We start from the raw sequence: 14457 nt of genomic DNA, 5'->3' as shown, positions 1-14457 counted from the left end.
TCGTCAGGCAGGATGTCGGCGTCGGGTGTCACGCCAGCGATTCAACCACATCCCGGCTGGCTTGTGTACTGATTGCCTCGCCGTCAGCCTGCGGCCTCGGGCCGCCAGGTCCGCTGTGGATGCCGCCAGTCGATCCCTTCCAGCAGCATCGAGAGCATCGCCGGTGTCAGCGACACCACGCCATCAGCCGCCTGCGGCCACACGAACCGGCCGCGCTCCAGGCGCTTGGCATACAGCGACATGCCGAGCCCGTCGTGCCACAGGATCTTCACCAGATCACCGCGGCGTCCCCTGAACACGTAGAGATCGCCAACATGGGGATCACGCTCGAGCGCCTGCTGCACCTGCAGGGCCAGGCCGTTCATGCCGCGGCGCATGTCACTGGCCCCGGCCGCCAGCCAGACCCGGACACCGGACGGAACCGGGATCATCCGCGCAGAACGGCCACGATACGCCGCAGGGCCGCCTGGTTGACCGTCTCATCGACCCGCACACAGACGCCGCCCGGAAACTCGATCTCGATCAACGCAGGCTTTGTCGACGCTTTCGGTGTAGGCGGTGGCACCGGACGCGATTGGTCAGCCTGTTTCTCGGCAGCACGCGGCTCGTCAACGAGGTGAACCGGAACAAGTCGCAACGCGGATCCAGTCTTTACCACCGCGGCTCCTGCCCGCTCGCGGCGCCACCGGTAGACAAGGCTTGTGCAGATCCCGTGTCTGGCGGCGAGCTCTCGAATCCGGGTGCCGGGTACGTAGGAGCTCGCAACCACAAGCGCGCGAAACGCTGGATCATGGGCACGACGCCGGTCGCTGACGATCTCGATCCGCTGCATCGAAGCTGCCTGAGTGGCTGCCACTGTGGCAGCCTCATCTGCTGTGTTCACCATGAGGCTAAGCAGATCGGCATCCGCTTATTCCAGCAAGACGTCACTCGCCGGGCGGATACCGCACGCAAGCAGCTGCAGATCAAGGTCATCGACCTGGAGCAGACCGTGCGCGGGCTGCTGCGTGGCTTTGGGCTCAAAGTAGGTGACGTGAGCCGCGGCAAGCTGCCCGCGCGTATCCGCGAGCTCGCAGCCGGGCACGTGATGCTGGAGAAGATCGTCGAGCCGTTGCTGGCGGCACGCGAGGCGATGTGGCGCGAGCTGGCCAAGCTGCACCGCGAGGTGCTGATCATCGTCAAGGAAGATCAGGTCTGTCGCAGGCTGATGACGGTCCCAGGCGTAGGTGCGCTGGTGTCGCTGACCTATCGGGCGGGCGTGGACGATCCAGACCGGTTCAAGAAGTCCAAGTCGGTCGGCGCCTTCTTTGGTCTGACACCCAAACGCTATCAGTCGGGCGAGACGGATGTCGTCGGTTCGATCACGAAGGTTGGTGATGCCGCCGTTCGAACCGCGCTGCACGATGCGGCCAACGCGTTGCTGACGCGCGCGACGCGGTTCAGCACGCTCAAGCGCTGGGCGTTAGACGTCGCCAAGCGGCGGGGTATGCGGAGGGCGAAGGTGGCGCTAGCCCGTAAGCTGGCCACCGTGCTCCATCGCATGTGGGCGGACGGGACAGAGTTCGTCTGGGGCAAGGACCCGGCGGCGGCTGCGAAGGCATAACTGCAAAGAGGCACACAGTTCGGAGCGGAGCCAAGCGGCTCAGCTCCCACGAGGTCCCTTCGCCGGGACGCGGAGACGGTAAGGCAGGTTCCGTTGCAGTGGCCGGGAGCGATCCCGAGACTACGCTGGGTAGATTGCTCCGCCGGCTCCCTCATGAAGCATCATGTGACGGCCTGGTGCCGATCACGGGCAGAAGCACGAAACCGGCGAGTGGACACCACTTCGAAGCTTGACCACCAGGGGCCCATTACAGAAGCAACGGAACAGAAAACTTACACAAGGCCGGTTGGGCTTGTCCGGGCGTGCAACAAACCTCCGCTTTCCGCACCGTGACAAGCGCGGCCACTAAATCGGTGTTCCGCGACAATCAGAACCACGCTGTCAGCGACAATCAGCCTCACATCCACCGGTGGAACCCCTCTGGGCTGGGCGGTCGCCTGTCAGGCCCACAGCCGCCGGAGGCGGTGGCCTGAAAGGCCAGGCTTTACAGGCGGCTGCCCAGCCCAGACCATGGAAGAGCGATGCTACCTACGGTAGAGTATCACGTCTTCGGATTTGGTGCTCTGATTGTCGCTGAATGGCAGTGCCAGATTGTCGCGCTACAAAATCGGAGCACGGCGCGAAGTCTTGGTCCCGCTGCTGTGCCGAGTTGTCAGGATCGCGCCGGCAATAATGTCCACGAGACGATCGGCCCGTGGCGCGAACGAGGGTTGGTCGCCGATCCACCCGAGTGCGCCCATCAGGGCGAACAGGTCGGTTCCGTTCAAATCGGCCCGCGCCAGTCCCTTCGCTTGAGCACGGAGGAGGAGTGCCGCGCCTGCTGAGCGGACCGTGGTGCATGACGCATGGAGGGCCGATTCCGGGTTTGCGATAGCGGCCGCCATCAGGTCCACGACACCGCTGTAGCCTTGGACGAACGCGACCCCCTCGCGGAACCAGGAGATCAGCGCTTCATCAGGGGCGGCTGATGCTTCCAGTTCGGCCGCCTTCTGCGTCAATCCATCGAGGCTCGCACGAAGCAGCGCATCGAGCAGCGCCTCCCGCGTCGGAAAGTGGCGGTGCAGCGTGCCCAAGCCGACTTCGGCCCGACGCGCGATCTCGCGCAGTGAGGCGTCGGCACCATGCTCGGCGATCACGTCCCGCGCGACGGCAAGCAGATGGCTGTAGTTCCTTTTGGCGTCGGCGCGCATAAGCCCCTTTGACAAACGGGTCAGTGCTCCACATATGCGGGGCGGTGATCCACTTTGTAATGTAAGGAGCAGTCATGGGAAAGTTAGAAGGCAAGACCGTCGTGGTAACGGGCGGGTCGAGCGGCATGGCGCTGTCCAGCGCCAAGCTGTTCGTCGAGGAAGGCGCGCATGTGTTCATCACCGGCCGTAGGCAGGAGGTGCTGGACGAGGCCGTGGCGTCGATCGGCCGGAACGTGACCGGCGTGCAGGGCGACGCTGCCAACCTCGGCGATCTAGACCGCTTGTTCGAGACGGTGAAGCGAGAGAAGGGCAGCATCGACGTGTTGTTCGCCAGTGCCGGAGCGGGAGGTGAGGCGCAGAAGATCGGCGAGATCACCGAAAAGAACTTTGACACGCTCTTTGGCCTGAACACGCGCGGTACGCTGTTCACGGTGCAGAAGGCGTTGCCGTTGTTCAACGATGGCGGCTCGATCATCATGACCGGCTCGATCGCGTCGGTGAAAGGCTGGCCCGACTATAGCGCATATTCGGCAAGCAAGGCCGCGCTGCGTGCCTTTGCCCGCGCGTGGCTCAACGAACTGAAGCACAGGCAAATCCGGGTGAACGTGCTGAGTCCGGGGCAGATCGCCACGCCCATTCAGGACAAGATGTTCGATGCGGCGACGAAGCGGCAGTTCGAGGCCCTGATCCCACGCGGGAAGATGGGCCGCCCCGAGGAGATCGCGACGGTGGCGCTGTTCCTTGCTTCCGACGATTCCAGCTTCGTGAACGGCATAGAGCTGTCCGTCGATGGCGGCACCTCCGCGATCTAAGCTGATCGCCAACCATAGGCCACCGGGATCAGATGGCTTGCGTCACGACCCGCGAGGCCGGCTACTTTGTCCAACAAACCCTGGTTTATGGGATGATTAGGACAGTACGCCGCGTACAGTCTCTGGAGGGTCTAGACCCTCCACCTTCATCGTCCTAGCCGGCGTTCGATGGCCTGATCGAGGCACGGTGAGGCACCTCATGCCGATGCCTCACTGGGGTAGATCCAACCGGGGCTATGACCGCTCATGTTGCGGAGGCAATCTGGCGATCTGGCCTACAGTCAGTCGGCAACTCATTGTTCTGCCAGTGCAGCCCCGGCGGGTTCACTTCCTTCATGAAGTCGACGAAGGCCCGCACCGCCGGCGCGAGTTCGCGTTTACTGGGGAAGATCATGTGAACGCCAACCGCGGGTGTGGTCCATTCAGGCAGCAGGTGGACGAGCCGCGCCGCCTCGATCTCGGGCGCGCACAGATAGCAGGAGATAATGCCGATCCCCGCGCCGTTCAGCACAAGCCGGTTGATCGTTAGCGCATCGTTGACGGACACGCGGGGTTCAACGACGACGTCGCTGGTCCGGTCATCGCGTAAAAAGCTCCAAGTCCGCGTGCGGCCATCTACCCCCGGCATCTCGATGATCGCATGGCCCTTGAGGTCTTCGAGCGTGCGAGGCTCGCCACTGCGCTCCAGATAAGTGGGCGACGCGCATAGCACGCGTTTCATCTCGCCGAGCCGGACAGCGACCATCGACGAGTCTTCTAGAGGACCAAGACGGATCGCGACATCGACATGGTCGGATACGAGTTCGGCGTAGCGGCTGGTCAGGTCGAGCAGCACATCAACGTCTGGATAACGGTGCAGAAATTTTGGAAGCTGCTCGGCAATTACGTTGATGCCGAAACCTATTCCAACGCTCACACGCAGTTCACCTTGCACTTCGGTTGCAAGACTGCCGACATATTCGAGCGCCTGTCCCAGCTCGCCGAGCGCGCTGGCGGAGCGTGCCATTAGGCTCTGGCCGGCCGGTGTCAATTCGACCTCGCGCGTCGTCCGGTGGATCAGCCGCGTACCGAGCGCTGTCTCCAGCCGGGCGATGCTCCGGCTGACGCTCGACCTGGGTAGCGACAGCGCGCGAGCGGCGCCCGCGAAGCTGCGCAGCGAACCCACCTGTCCAAAGACACGAAGATCATTGAGGTCGGGCACAGCTCCGTTGTGCCATCTGCGGCATGCAGTGTCCACAGAACGATGGGATGCCCGCTCTAGCGAGCATGCCCAACTGAATGACCTGATCAGCATCGAGAGAAGCCAGCTTCTCCTCAGAATGAGACGTCCTTTGAGCTGCTGATTCGGTACTCGATTGGGAGTGTTTAGTAATGAACGACATGATACTGGCGATCGGCGCGGACGGAAAGTTTGCTGGTCTCGTGATCCCCGCCCTGGCTGCGCGCGGCGCTCACGTCCGCGGGCTGATCCAGACGGCCGATGCGGCCGACGCGGTTCGGGCGAAGGGCGCGGCGGAGGTGGCTATCGGCGATCTGCGCGATGACGCCAGCCTCGACCGCGCGCTCAACGGCATGACATCGGTCTTCTATATCGCGCCCGCGTTCCTTTCCGACGAGGCGAAGATTGGCGAGGCGATGGTCGCCGCTGCCATCCGAGCCGGGGTGCGGCGTTTCGTGTTCTCCTCGGTCATTCACCCGGTCCTGAGCGGCTTGCAGAATCATGCGGCGAAGGCACCGGTGGAGGAGGCCGTGCTCGACTCAGACCTCCAATACAGCTTCCTGCACCCGACGCTCTTCTTCCAGAACTATGCGAGAAGCTGGAACAGGATCGTAGAGACCGGCGCGGTCGCCGAGCCCTGGTCGACAGATACGCGCTTCTCGCGGGTCGACTATCGCGACGTGGCCGAGGTGGCTGCCATTGCCTTGACCGAGAACCGGCTGCTCGACGGCACCTTTGAACTGTGCGCGGAGGGCGCGCTCGACCGGCGTGGCGGCGCTGGCCGGCGAGGCGCTCGGCCGCAAGATCAAGGCTGTGCGGGTCGATCCCGACACGCCTGGGTCCGAGGCCGCACCGATGCAGCCGATGTTCGATCATTACAACCGGTTCGGCCTGCGCGGCAATGCATTGACGCTGCGTGCCATCCTCGGCCGCGAGCCGCGCACTTTGCGGGCCTACTTCCAAGAACTCGCTGGTGCGGGAAAGAAAACGTCATGAGGACAGACCGCGTCGTTGTCATCACGGGCGCTGCCGGCGGCATGGGCGCCTTGTTCGTAGCGCGCTTTCTCGCCAACGGCGACACCGTCATCGCCACCGACATGTCCGGTGAGGCGCTCGCAATCCTGGCCGACAAAGCCGACGGACAGGGTAGGCTCCACGTGCTGGCGGCGAATATCGCCGACGAGGCGAGCTGCGCCGCGCTCGCGGCCTTCGCCCGCGACAAGGCCGTCCGGGTGGACGTACTGGTAAACTGCGCCGGTTTCTTTCCCACTCAGGCGTTCGACGAAATCACGCTCGCCGACTGGAACAAGGTCATCGGCATCAACTTGACTGGTGTGTTCCTGATGGTGAGGGCCATGCTGCCTTTGATGAAGGGCCGGGGCTGGGGCCGCATCATTAATATCGGCTCGGGCTCGATGTTCGAAGGGATCGCCGAACAGACCCACTATGTCGCCGCAAAGGCAGGCGTGCTCGGCTTCTCGCGTAGCTTGGCACGGGTGGTCGGCAAAGACGGCATCACCGTCAACCTGGTGGCACCTGGACTTACCGTCACGCCGAAGGTCAAGGAGACGATGCCGGCCAGCCTGCTTGAAGCGCAAGTTGGGGCTCGGGCGATTCAGCGCGAAGAGACCGGCCAGGACCTTGTCGGCACGGTCTTCTTCTTGGCTTCACCAGACGCCGATTTCATGTCCGGCCAGACGCTCAACGTCAACGGCGGCAGGTACATGCTGTGACGCGCTCACCCCTTCTTCCTGCTCCCCCTCCCGATAAGGACACGACCATGACCAACCTCTTCGACAGCTACGACTTGAACGGCCTCGCCCTGCCCAACCGCATCGCCATGTCCGCAATGACCCGTACGCGTGCCAGCGAGGATGGGACGCCCACCGATCTGATGCGCGACTATTACGTCCAGCGTGCGTCCGCCGGCCTGATCGTAACCGAATGCACGCAAGTCTCCGATCAGGCGCATGGGATCATCCGCTGCCCCGGCCTGCACCGCGACGACCAGGTTGCCGGCTGGCGCAAGGTCACAGACGCTGTCCATGCTGCGGGCGGGCGGATCATGTGCCAGGTCTGGCATTGCGGCCGCGTCGCCCATCCGGGAATGCGTGATGGCGAGCAGCCGGTCGGACCTTCGCCGATCCCCGCCACCGGCGACTTTTTCCTACCTACGGGCCGGGTAGACTTTCCTGTGCCGCGCGAGCTCGCCATCGGCGAGATCCCCGGCATTGTCGCCGACTTCGCCCAAGCCACCCGCAACGCGCGTATTGCCGGGTTCGACGGGGTCGAGCTGCACGGCGCGAACGGCTACCTTCAGGACCAGTTCCTACAGGACGGCAGCAACAAGCGGTCCGACGCCTATGGCGGCCCGGTCGAGAACCGCGCGCGGCTGATGATCGAGACCACGGCGGCAATGATCAAGGCGTGGGACGCCGCCCATGTCGGCGTGCGTCTTTCCCCGTCGAGCTTCCTCTACGGGGTGGACGATAGCGACAAGCTGGCGACGTTTGGCCATGTCGTCCGAGCGCTGGATGCCTTGAAGGTCGGCTATCTCTGCATGCTCGAACCAAACGCCAAGGATTCCGAGCGGGGAGTGCAGATCGAACACGTCGCCCGGACCTTCCGGCCGATGATATCGGTACCCATCATCGTCAACACTGGTTTCGACAAGGCAAAGGCCAACGCGGTGCTTGCGGCGGGTGACGCCGATCTCGTGGCGTTCGGCGTTCCCTACATCGCCAACCCAGACCTCGTAGCCCGGCTTGGATCGGATGCACCGCTCAACAAGCCTGATCCCACAAAATTCTATGGCGTGGGACCGGAGGGCTACACTGATTACCCTACTCTCGCTTTGGCCCAAGCCGCCTGAAAGACATTTCCATGACCGCAGGCGCGCCGATCACCGGCTTCCATAGCGAGACGGTCACCGTTGACGGAACACGGCTGCACTATTGGCTGGGCGGGAAGCCCGACGGTCTTCCAGTCCTGCTCTGGCATGGTTTCCTCAGTACCGGCTACGCTTGGCACAAGGTGGCGCCCGCGCTGGCGGACGCAGGTCTTGCCGTGCTGATCCCCGACATGCGCGGGTTCGGCGACAGCGACAAGCCGGCCGGGAACGACGGCTACGACAATCGCGCACTGGCCAACGAGTGTCGTGCCCTGGTGCGGCAGATCGGGTTTGGCGGGGGGCGCAAGCTGATCCTGGCGGCTCACGACATGGGCGCGCCACCTGCACTGATCTGGGCGGCCGATCAACCGGAGGAGCTAGCCGGTCTGCTCTACATCGAAGGGCCGGTGATGCTGTCGGACGTGCTGCAACGGATCGTCGCCTACACGCCGGAGGCTATGGCCAGGGGATCAATGTGGTGGTGGATCCTGCCGTTGGCGCCGGGCGTGCCCGAGCGGCTGGTCGTCGGCAACGAACGCGCCTTCCTGACCTGGTTCTATGAGGGGGCAACGGCTGACCCTACCTCAATCGATCCAGCAACAGTGGATGAGTATCTGCGCACCTTTGCCGGGCGCGAAGGCGTGCTCGGCGCGATGGGCGTCTATCGCGCCGCCTTCACCAGCATCGTCCAGACTGAGCCGCTGATGAGCAACAAGGTCCGTGTACCGGTCGTGGCCCTCGGCGGCTCGCGCCATGGCCTCGGCGCCAAGGTTGGCGAGATGGTCGAGCTGATTGCCGAACATGTCGAGGCGCACACGCTCGACGATAGCGGCCACTTCATGCCCGAAGAACAGCCGAGCACCGTCATCAAGCACATCCTCGCCATGGCGGCCAAGCTGACCGTCTGAAGCTTTAAGAAAGGAACGCTCTTGCCCGACCATTCGATTACTTCGATACCGCCCGGAACGCCGATTCCCGCCGACGATCTCAGCCGCAAGCTGACGGTTATCAGTCCAGACGACCCGCACGCGCGCCACATCTCGCTCGTTGGCGATACCTACACGATTCTTGTCTCTGGCGCGGAGACGGACGGGCGTTACTGCCTGATTGACATGCTGGTGCCGGACGGCAGCGGGCCGCCGCCTCATCGACACGACTTCGAGGAGATGTTCACGCTGCTCGAAGGCGAGTTGGAGTTCACCTTTCGGGCTGAGACGCAAACGGTGAAGGCGCCCATGACCATCAACGTTCCCGCCAACGCGCCGCACCAGTTCAAGAACAAATCTGGTGACACGGTCCACATGCTCTGCATGTGCACGCCGGCCGGCCAGGAAGAATTCTTCATGGCTGTGGCTATACCGATCGTCAGCCGCGACGCACTCCCGCCGGATGTCTCCAAGGAGGAGCAGGCAGAAAAAGGCAGGCTAGCAGGAAAACTGGCACCCAAGTATCGCAGTGAGATCCTGAAGAGCACAGCGTGAGGCGTCTGCAAAGGATCAAACGCTCGTGTGATCTGGTGCCACGTGTTGCTCGACTAGCTCAGCCATCTGCAGGCCCGAGGAAGCTTACGGGTTGAGAGGAACAGTATGACCAAGCTCGTCGGAATCAACCACGTAGCACTCGAGGTCGGCGATCTCGATGCAGCCTTGGCCTTCTACGGACGCCTGTTCGACTTTGAGCTGCGGGGCCGAGCCAGCCAAATGGCGTTCATTGACATGGGCGATCAGTTCCTGGCCCTTGCCGAGGGCGGAAGCCGACGGCCAGACGACAAAAGGCACTTCGGTCTGGTGGTCGACGACCTAACCGGATTGCGTGAGCGCGCGGAAGCGGCAAACGCCTTGATCCTCGACGGGCCAGGATTTGAGATATGCGACCCGTGGGGCAACCGCATCGAGATGGTGGAATATCGCCATATCCAGTTCTCCAAGACGAAGCTGATATTGCGAGTTCTGGATGTCGCGTCGGAAAAGACGGAGAAGGCGAGTGAGCAGCTTCGCCAAAAAGGCATGGACCCGTGAGTGCGGCCCCATGTGCCTCGTCGGCCTAACCAAGCCATCAAGTGGCGATTGACGGCCGGAGAGAGCTTTTACCGGTCCGCAACTCGGCGGTCATGGACGATGAGAGTTGAAAGGCAGTTCAGTTTCCCTTGCTACCGGACGCCCTACGTGCGCAGTCCCCGGCGCTGTCCTTGTCGTTCGTTTTCCGCTTTGCGCTGGGTCAGGCTGGTATCGGCCTGCTCGCCTGATTTCAGGGCGGCGGTTAGCTCGGCCACCCGGTCCAGCTCCGGCCGCTGCTTGGGCGTAACCGACGCCGCCGTACCGGCGCCTCGCCGTCCTCCGGTCCGCAGCATGGCGCGCACGCCTTCCTCCCCGAACCGCTGCTCGACTGCAGCACCAAAGGCCCACAGCTCTCCCGAGACACGCTCGTCCGCCTGAACAGCCCGCCACGCTACAGCCCGAGCCTTCTCGTCCGGTTCTGCGGCCACTACGCCGATCGCAGCCTCGGCCGCGGCGGACAAGCGCGGGATGCCGGTCGCATCCGCCATGCGCTGAGCCTCCACACCCGTGCGGTAGCTCCGCTCCGCCCGCGCCTCTGCTTCCCCGATCCGCTCCAGGCTCGATCCGATCGCACCGGCCGCACGCTGCGCCGCTACACGCTCCGCACGGGCCTTGGCTCCCGCGAACAGACCCTCCTTGCCGCGCAGCTCCCCAAGCTGGAGCGGGTCGGCCTCAATCCGCGACGCGGCACTCGTCCATCCCTGGCTCTTCACCAGCTCGTCCAGCGCGGCCCGAGCCGCGTGCGGGTCGCGGTAGGTGTAACGGCGCGCAATGATGTACGCCCGGACGCGCAATAGATGGTCCGTTTCGGCGCACATTATGTGAGACGGATGGGAGCGTCCGGCGCACGATCGGTGAGACACAGCGCACGCTCGGTGAGACGGACGCGCAATAGCCGGACAGCGGCGCAGGGTGGCCGCGATCAGGTTGGCAAGCCGGCTGCACGCATCTCGTCCATAAGCTCACGCGACCGCGCCGGCTCGAGGTCGCCCCGCAGTAGGCGACGGATTTCGGCCGGCTTGGCATCGAGCTGCTCGACCAGGTTGCGGATGTCGTAGCCGTTACGCGTCAGGCGGGGCTCCAGGTCGTCGATCTGCAGCGACAGCACGGCCTCGACCACGGTCTCGTCGATTGGTTTGGCGCCAACCTCGAAGCCGGCCTCGAATGCCCGCACCAGGTGTTGGCCGATCTGCAGCGGGGTTTTGAGCTTGGCCGCCAACCGGGTCGCGGCGGCGTCGGTGATGACGTCCTCCGGCGTGACGCCCTCCTCCAGGCTGCTCTTGAGCACCCAGTCCACGTAGTCGCGCTGGCGGTCTCGCAGACCGCCGAACTCGAACACGGTGGTGCGGTCGCCGATCTCTTCCATCTGCGGCCGGCGCAGGTCGTTCTTCAGCTTTGGGTGGCCGACCAGCACGACGGAGAGCTGGCCGCCGCCCTCGACCACGACCTCGGTCAGCCGCTTCAGGGCGACCAGGGTTTTTGGGTGCAAATCGTGGGCGTCGTCGATGAACAGCGCGACGGGCTTCTTGGCGCGCCGGAACAGCTCCTGCAGGTCGCGCTCGCGCCGCTCGCTCTGGCTGGAGATCGTCACCGTCTTCTCCGGCGTGAGGTCGTAGAACAGCGCCGAGATCAGCAGCGGCACGGTGATCTTGGCCTTCTCGACCGACAGCGAACGGGACACGATGACCCGGCCTTCCCGTTCCAGCTCAGCGCGCAGGCGCCGCGACAAGATCGTCTTGCCCGACCCGATGACGGCGGTCAGCGCGATCAGGCGGCCGCCCATGATCGCAGCCCGGATGTCGCGCGACACCTGGGCGTGGTGCTCGGTCTCGTAGAAGCCGGCGTCGACCGGCGGCCGGGCGAGGCGGTAGTAGCGCATGACCTCGGTCAGCATCCGACGCCTCCCTTGCGGCCTTGCGGAAAGCGTTCACGCACCGCGGCAATCAGCTCGGGCCGCGACAGCGTGCGTGCCACGAGGGCGTCGATGAACCCGCGGTCGTCGTCCGACAGCCTGCCGAGCGGCAGCCTGATCTCGTCGGCGATTGCGCGCTTGGCCGCCAGCGGCGTTGGGAAGTTCAGCTCTTGGAACGGGTCGGGATCGCGGAACGGGCGCACAGGCACATGCTCCGCGGCCATTGGTAAGGCTCCGATCAGCACGACGTCATCTTCCCCTGAGAGGGCGGAGCGCGGCAGAGCGAGTTGCTGAGCCAGGTCGCCGACCCGGTCGGCACGGACCTCGCGCCGGCTTTTGCGATGCCGGCGGTAGCGGTGCAGCGGGACCGGGCCACCGACCGGATGGAAGGGCCCGAACCGCTCCTCGCCGTGCTCGACCCAGAGCTCCTGGTCGAACAGCCCCCACCAGACCACCACCGTCTCGCCCGCAAGCTCGGGGTCGACCTCGTAGGCGACGCCGGCCACCGTCAGCCGGCAGTCGACGCCGACGGCACGACGCTCGGGCTCGCGGGCAAAGGCGCAGAACCGCTCCCATGCGCACATCTGACGCAGGCCGTCTGGCGGCAGGTGCGCAAGCCAGTCCTCGATGCGACTGCGCGGCTCTGCGCGGTGATCGCCGAGGTTGTAGGTGCGGATAAAACGCGCGAGCCAACGGTTGGCCTCTTCCTCCGAGGCCGGCTGGTGGAAGTGGTAGAGCGTCTCATGTGCGTCCTTGACCGTGCGGAAGGGCCGCTCGACCTTGCCCTTGGCCCGCGCCGTGGTCCGCCTGCCGTCGCTGCCGGCCGGCATGTGCGTGACCACCTCGACGCCGAGGCTCTCCATCACCCGCCGGAACACCGCCGACTTCGCGACCGGCCCGTTGTCCACGTAGAGGACGGCCGGGATGCCCTGGAACGGGTCTGCCTCATCCGACTTGAGCGACATGGCGGCGAACAGGAAACGCAGCGCCGCCTCGACGTCCTCGCCGTAGACGCAGCGGTACTCCTGCCAGGCGACGCCCGAGCGGTCATCCACCACGCTGAACAGCATCAGCGTCGGCGCGCCAGCCCGGTCCGGGTCGATCCAGGGGGGCGTCGCCAGCTGCTTCAGGTCGGACGGACTCATGTCGAAGTGCCAGAGCGCGTTCGACCGCTCGGCCTGGAACCGCACCGCCGGCGGCTGGCGCGTCATGCGCTCACGGTCGTAGCCGAGGCGGCGCATGTGCCGGTTGATCGTCGAGGCGGTCAGCCGACCCGATGGTAGCCTCTGCAGGCCGTCAGGCGTCTCGATGCCGTGCCCAACGAGGAGCTGCAGGATGCGGACGGTCGAAAGATGCCGTCCCTTGCGGTTGGTGGTGCGGATCTTCATGGCGGCGATGATCTCGCACCAGCGCTCGATCTCGGCCGCCGCCATGACGCGCGGGGTGCCGCGGTCGCCGCGCTGCGCGTCGCGGGGTCGACGCTCGCCGCGCAGCAGCCGGTACAGCGTCGCGCGGCTGACCGCGTAGAGCTCGGCAGTCGACGACAGCAGCGGCCCGCGCTGAGGATGGCGGGCCGGAAGTGCCGCCATCCGGCGGCGGAGCATCGCGATCGCCTCGATCGGCACGGCGACGCCCCCCACCATCATGGGCTCCCAAGAGCCCGGTAGACGGAAGCCCTGCCAATGCCGAGCTGACGGGCGATCGCAGTCGGTCCCAGGCCGTCCTGCTCGCGCAGCCGTCTGATCTCGACCGTGTCGATGCTAGGCTTGCGACCACGGTAAACGCCACGTGCCTTGGCCAGAGCGATACCCTCAAGCTGGCGCTCGCGACGCAGATTGGTTTCGAACTCCGCGAACACCCCTAGCATATCAAGGAACGCCTTGCCGGCTGCCGTGCTGGTATCGACCGGCTGCTCGGTCGCGCGCAGCATCACGCCACGACTTTTCAGCTCGTGCACGATGTCCTGCAGGTCTTTCATCGAACGCGCGAGACGGTCGATGCGGGTGACGACCAGGGTGTCGCCCGCCTGCGCGAAGTCGAGCAGTACCTGCAGCTCGGTCCGGCCGTCGCGCCGGCTGCCGCTCGCCTTCTCAGCGCGGATCACGCCACAGCCAGCCGCGCGCAGCGCCTGCCGCTGCACGGTGAGGTCCTGGTCCAGCGTAGAGACGCGGGCATACCCGTAAAACGCCATATTGTTCCGGAAGGATCTAGACCCCGAAACGGTATCGTTCCAGAATGCCGAAAGCAACCCTATTGAGACGGAGAAAGTGTCTCAGGTTGGTGCCTCGCTGGGGTCTACCCCAATGGAGCTGTAGCTGAGAGTGTGGAACGGGCATTCGGGGTCCGCCCCATCCTCAGCCGCCACTCCGGTGGAAAGACCAGGGCGTCCGGCTCGTCGACCACCGCATAAACGTCAAGTCCACTCAGCCCACAGCGAAGGCTTTCAGGATTTGCTCCCCTTTGATCGTGCGGAGAACGGCAATCGGATTCCAGTAATCCTTGTAATGCACGATGTTTCCGTCACGCACCCTGATCACCGAGACATACCGTTGGTCGTAGGGCTCGCCCGTGGCCAGCCCGTGACCCGAGCCTGCGAACTCGACGACGATGACCTCCGGATCACTCGTCTCGTGCGTGACGACTTCGGAGACGGCTAGATTGTCGAGCTTGATGAGGTTCGAGGCCATTTGCAAATGAGCGGCTATGGCGTCCCGGCCTGCGAGTGGCGTTTCGAAGCCCGGCGGAGCAAACGGCAACTCCAGCACACCATCGTA

15 protein-coding genes and 1 pseudogene are annotated in these 14457 nt (G+C 64.7%); 7 read left to right on the top strand and 9 right to left on the bottom strand.

Annotated features, from left to right (window positions below):
• Nucleotides 1-83 precede the first annotated feature (83 nt).
• Together tnpB and tnpA are read right to left on the bottom strand one after the other, a co-directional pair.
• Entirely contained in the window at nt 84-431 is a 348-nt protein-coding gene (gene tnpB, locus HN018_RS22410) for an IS66 family insertion sequence element accessory protein TnpB (RefSeq protein WP_172443533.1), read from the bottom strand.
• A complete protein-coding gene (gene tnpA / locus HN018_RS29510; protein ID WP_171837828.1) occupies nt 428-832 on the bottom strand; it encodes an IS66-like element accessory protein TnpA in 405 nt (134 codons plus the stop codon). Before tnpA ends, tnpB begins: the two co-directional genes overlap by 4 nt.
• Before the next feature lie 117 nt (nt 833-949).
• On the opposite strand from tnpA, the pseudogene HN018_RS22400 reads away from it, so the two are divergent.
• Nucleotides 950-1603, top strand: a pseudogene (locus HN018_RS22400) (IS110 family RNA-guided transposase); the annotation flags it as partial.
• Nucleotides 1604-2202: 599 nt separating this feature from the next.
• Here HN018_RS22400 and HN018_RS22395 read toward each other — a convergent pair.
• Nucleotides 2203-2793 carry a TetR/AcrR family transcriptional regulator gene (locus tag HN018_RS22395; RefSeq protein WP_171836581.1) on the bottom strand — a complete coding sequence of 197 codons (591 nt, stop codon included), beginning with the start codon at nt 2791-2793 and terminating at the stop codon, nt 2203-2205.
• A 74-nt stretch (nt 2794-2867) separates the two neighbouring features.
• Here HN018_RS22395 and HN018_RS22390 point away from each other — a divergent pair, with 74 nt between their 5' ends.
• Nucleotides 2868-3605: an SDR family NAD(P)-dependent oxidoreductase gene (locus HN018_RS22390; RefSeq protein ID WP_171836580.1), complete on the top strand. Its 738-nt coding sequence runs from the start codon at nt 2868-2870 to the stop codon at nt 3603-3605.
• Nucleotides 3606-3849: 244 nt separating this feature from the next.
• Here the strand turns inward: HN018_RS22390 and HN018_RS22385 are convergent, their stop codons facing one another.
• Nucleotides 3850-4806, bottom strand: a complete 957-nt coding sequence (locus HN018_RS22385; protein ID WP_171836579.1) for a LysR family transcriptional regulator — start codon at nt 4804-4806, stop codon at nt 3850-3852.
• Between the two features lie 170 nt (nt 4807-4976).
• Between HN018_RS22385 and HN018_RS28775 the strand changes: the two genes are divergently transcribed.
• The 5 genes from HN018_RS28775 to HN018_RS22355 all read left to right on the top strand — a co-directional run bounded on the left by HN018_RS28775 (nt 4977) and on the right by HN018_RS22355 (nt 9732).
• Nucleotides 4977-6557, top strand: coding sequence for an SDR family NAD(P)-dependent oxidoreductase (locus HN018_RS28775; protein WP_239479397.1), 1581 nt, complete (start codon nt 4977-4979; stop codon nt 6555-6557).
• Between the two features lie 47 nt (nt 6558-6604).
• Nucleotides 6605-7696: an alkene reductase gene (locus HN018_RS22370; RefSeq protein ID WP_171836577.1), complete on the top strand. Its 1092-nt coding sequence runs from the start codon at nt 6605-6607 to the stop codon at nt 7694-7696.
• Between the two features lie 11 nt (nt 7697-7707).
• Entirely contained in the window at nt 7708-8622 is a 915-nt protein-coding gene (locus HN018_RS22365) for an alpha/beta fold hydrolase (protein WP_171836576.1), read from the top strand.
• Nucleotides 8623-8643: 21 nt separating this feature from the next.
• Complete coding sequence (locus tag HN018_RS22360) at nt 8644-9195, top strand: cupin domain-containing protein (RefSeq protein ID WP_171836575.1); 552 nt, start codon at nt 8644-8646, stop codon at nt 9193-9195.
• A 105-nt stretch (nt 9196-9300) separates the two neighbouring features.
• Entirely contained in the window at nt 9301-9732 is a 432-nt protein-coding gene (locus HN018_RS22355) for a VOC family protein (protein WP_171836574.1), read from the top strand.
• Between the two features lie 143 nt (nt 9733-9875).
• Here HN018_RS22355 and HN018_RS22350 read toward each other — a convergent pair whose 3' ends face one another.
• The 5 genes from HN018_RS22350 to HN018_RS22330 form a co-directional block, all read right to left on the bottom strand.
• Nucleotides 9876-10565: a BID domain-containing protein gene (locus tag HN018_RS22350; protein WP_171836573.1), complete on the bottom strand. Its 690-nt coding sequence runs from the start codon at nt 10563-10565 to the stop codon at nt 9876-9878.
• 128 nt (nt 10566-10693) lie between these two features.
• Entirely contained in the window at nt 10694-11665 is a 972-nt protein-coding gene (locus HN018_RS22345) for an ExeA family protein (protein ID WP_171836572.1), read from the bottom strand.
• Nucleotides 11659-13308 (bottom strand): transposase family protein, encoded by a 1650-nt coding sequence (locus tag HN018_RS22340; protein ID WP_171836583.1) that lies wholly within the window; start codon nt 13306-13308, stop codon nt 11659-11661. Before HN018_RS22340 ends, HN018_RS22345 begins: the two co-directional genes overlap by 7 nt.
• A gap of 17 nt (nt 13309-13325) precedes the next feature.
• Entirely contained in the window at nt 13326-13874 is a 549-nt protein-coding gene (locus tag HN018_RS22335; protein WP_171836571.1) for a recombinase family protein, read from the bottom strand.
• Between the two features lie 232 nt (nt 13875-14106).
• The gene (locus tag HN018_RS22330) at nt 14107-14448 is read right to left on the bottom strand and encodes a nuclear transport factor 2 family protein (protein ID WP_172443534.1); all 342 of its coding nucleotides are present in this window, start codon (nt 14446-14448) and stop codon (nt 14107-14109) included.
• Nucleotides 14449-14457: the final 9 nt, after the last annotated feature.

It is taken from the genome of Lichenicola cladoniae (assembly GCF_013201075.1).
GTDB lineage: Bacteria > Pseudomonadota > Alphaproteobacteria > Acetobacterales > Acetobacteraceae > Lichenicola > Lichenicola cladoniae.
The sequence above is the reverse complement of the archived record's forward strand: the minus strand, read 5'-3'. Positions and strand labels throughout refer to the sequence as shown.

What these genes read in the sequence shown, in the direction of transcription:
- tnpB (WP_172443533.1), bottom strand. Translation starts at nt 431, where the DNA reads ATGATCCCGGTTCCGTCCGGTGTCCGGGTCTGGCTGGCGGCCGGGGCC.
- tnpA (WP_171837828.1), bottom strand. Translation starts at nt 832, where the DNA reads ATGCAGCGGATCGAGATCGTCAGCGACCGGCGTCGTGCCCATGATCCA.
- HN018_RS22395 (WP_171836581.1), bottom strand. Translation starts at nt 2,793, where the DNA reads ATGCGCGCCGACGCCAAAAGGAACTACAGCCATCTGCTTGCCGTCGCG.
- HN018_RS22390 (WP_171836580.1), top strand. Translation starts at nt 2,868, where the DNA reads ATGGGAAAGTTAGAAGGCAAGACCGTCGTGGTAACGGGCGGGTCGAGC.
- HN018_RS28775 (WP_239479397.1), top strand. Translation starts at nt 4,977, where the DNA reads ATGAACGACATGATACTGGCGATCGGCGCGGACGGAAAGTTTGCTGGT.
- HN018_RS22370 (WP_171836577.1), top strand. Translation starts at nt 6,605, where the DNA reads ATGACCAACCTCTTCGACAGCTACGACTTGAACGGCCTCGCCCTGCCC.
- HN018_RS22365 (WP_171836576.1), top strand. Translation starts at nt 7,708, where the DNA reads ATGACCGCAGGCGCGCCGATCACCGGCTTCCATAGCGAGACGGTCACC.
- HN018_RS22355 (WP_171836574.1), top strand. Translation starts at nt 9,301, where the DNA reads ATGACCAAGCTCGTCGGAATCAACCACGTAGCACTCGAGGTCGGCGAT.
- HN018_RS22345 (WP_171836572.1), bottom strand. Translation starts at nt 11,665, where the DNA reads ATGCTGACCGAGGTCATGCGCTACTACCGCCTCGCCCGGCCGCCGGTC.
- HN018_RS22335 (WP_171836571.1), bottom strand. Translation starts at nt 13,874, where the DNA reads ATGGCGTTTTACGGGTATGCCCGCGTCTCTACGCTGGACCAGGACCTC.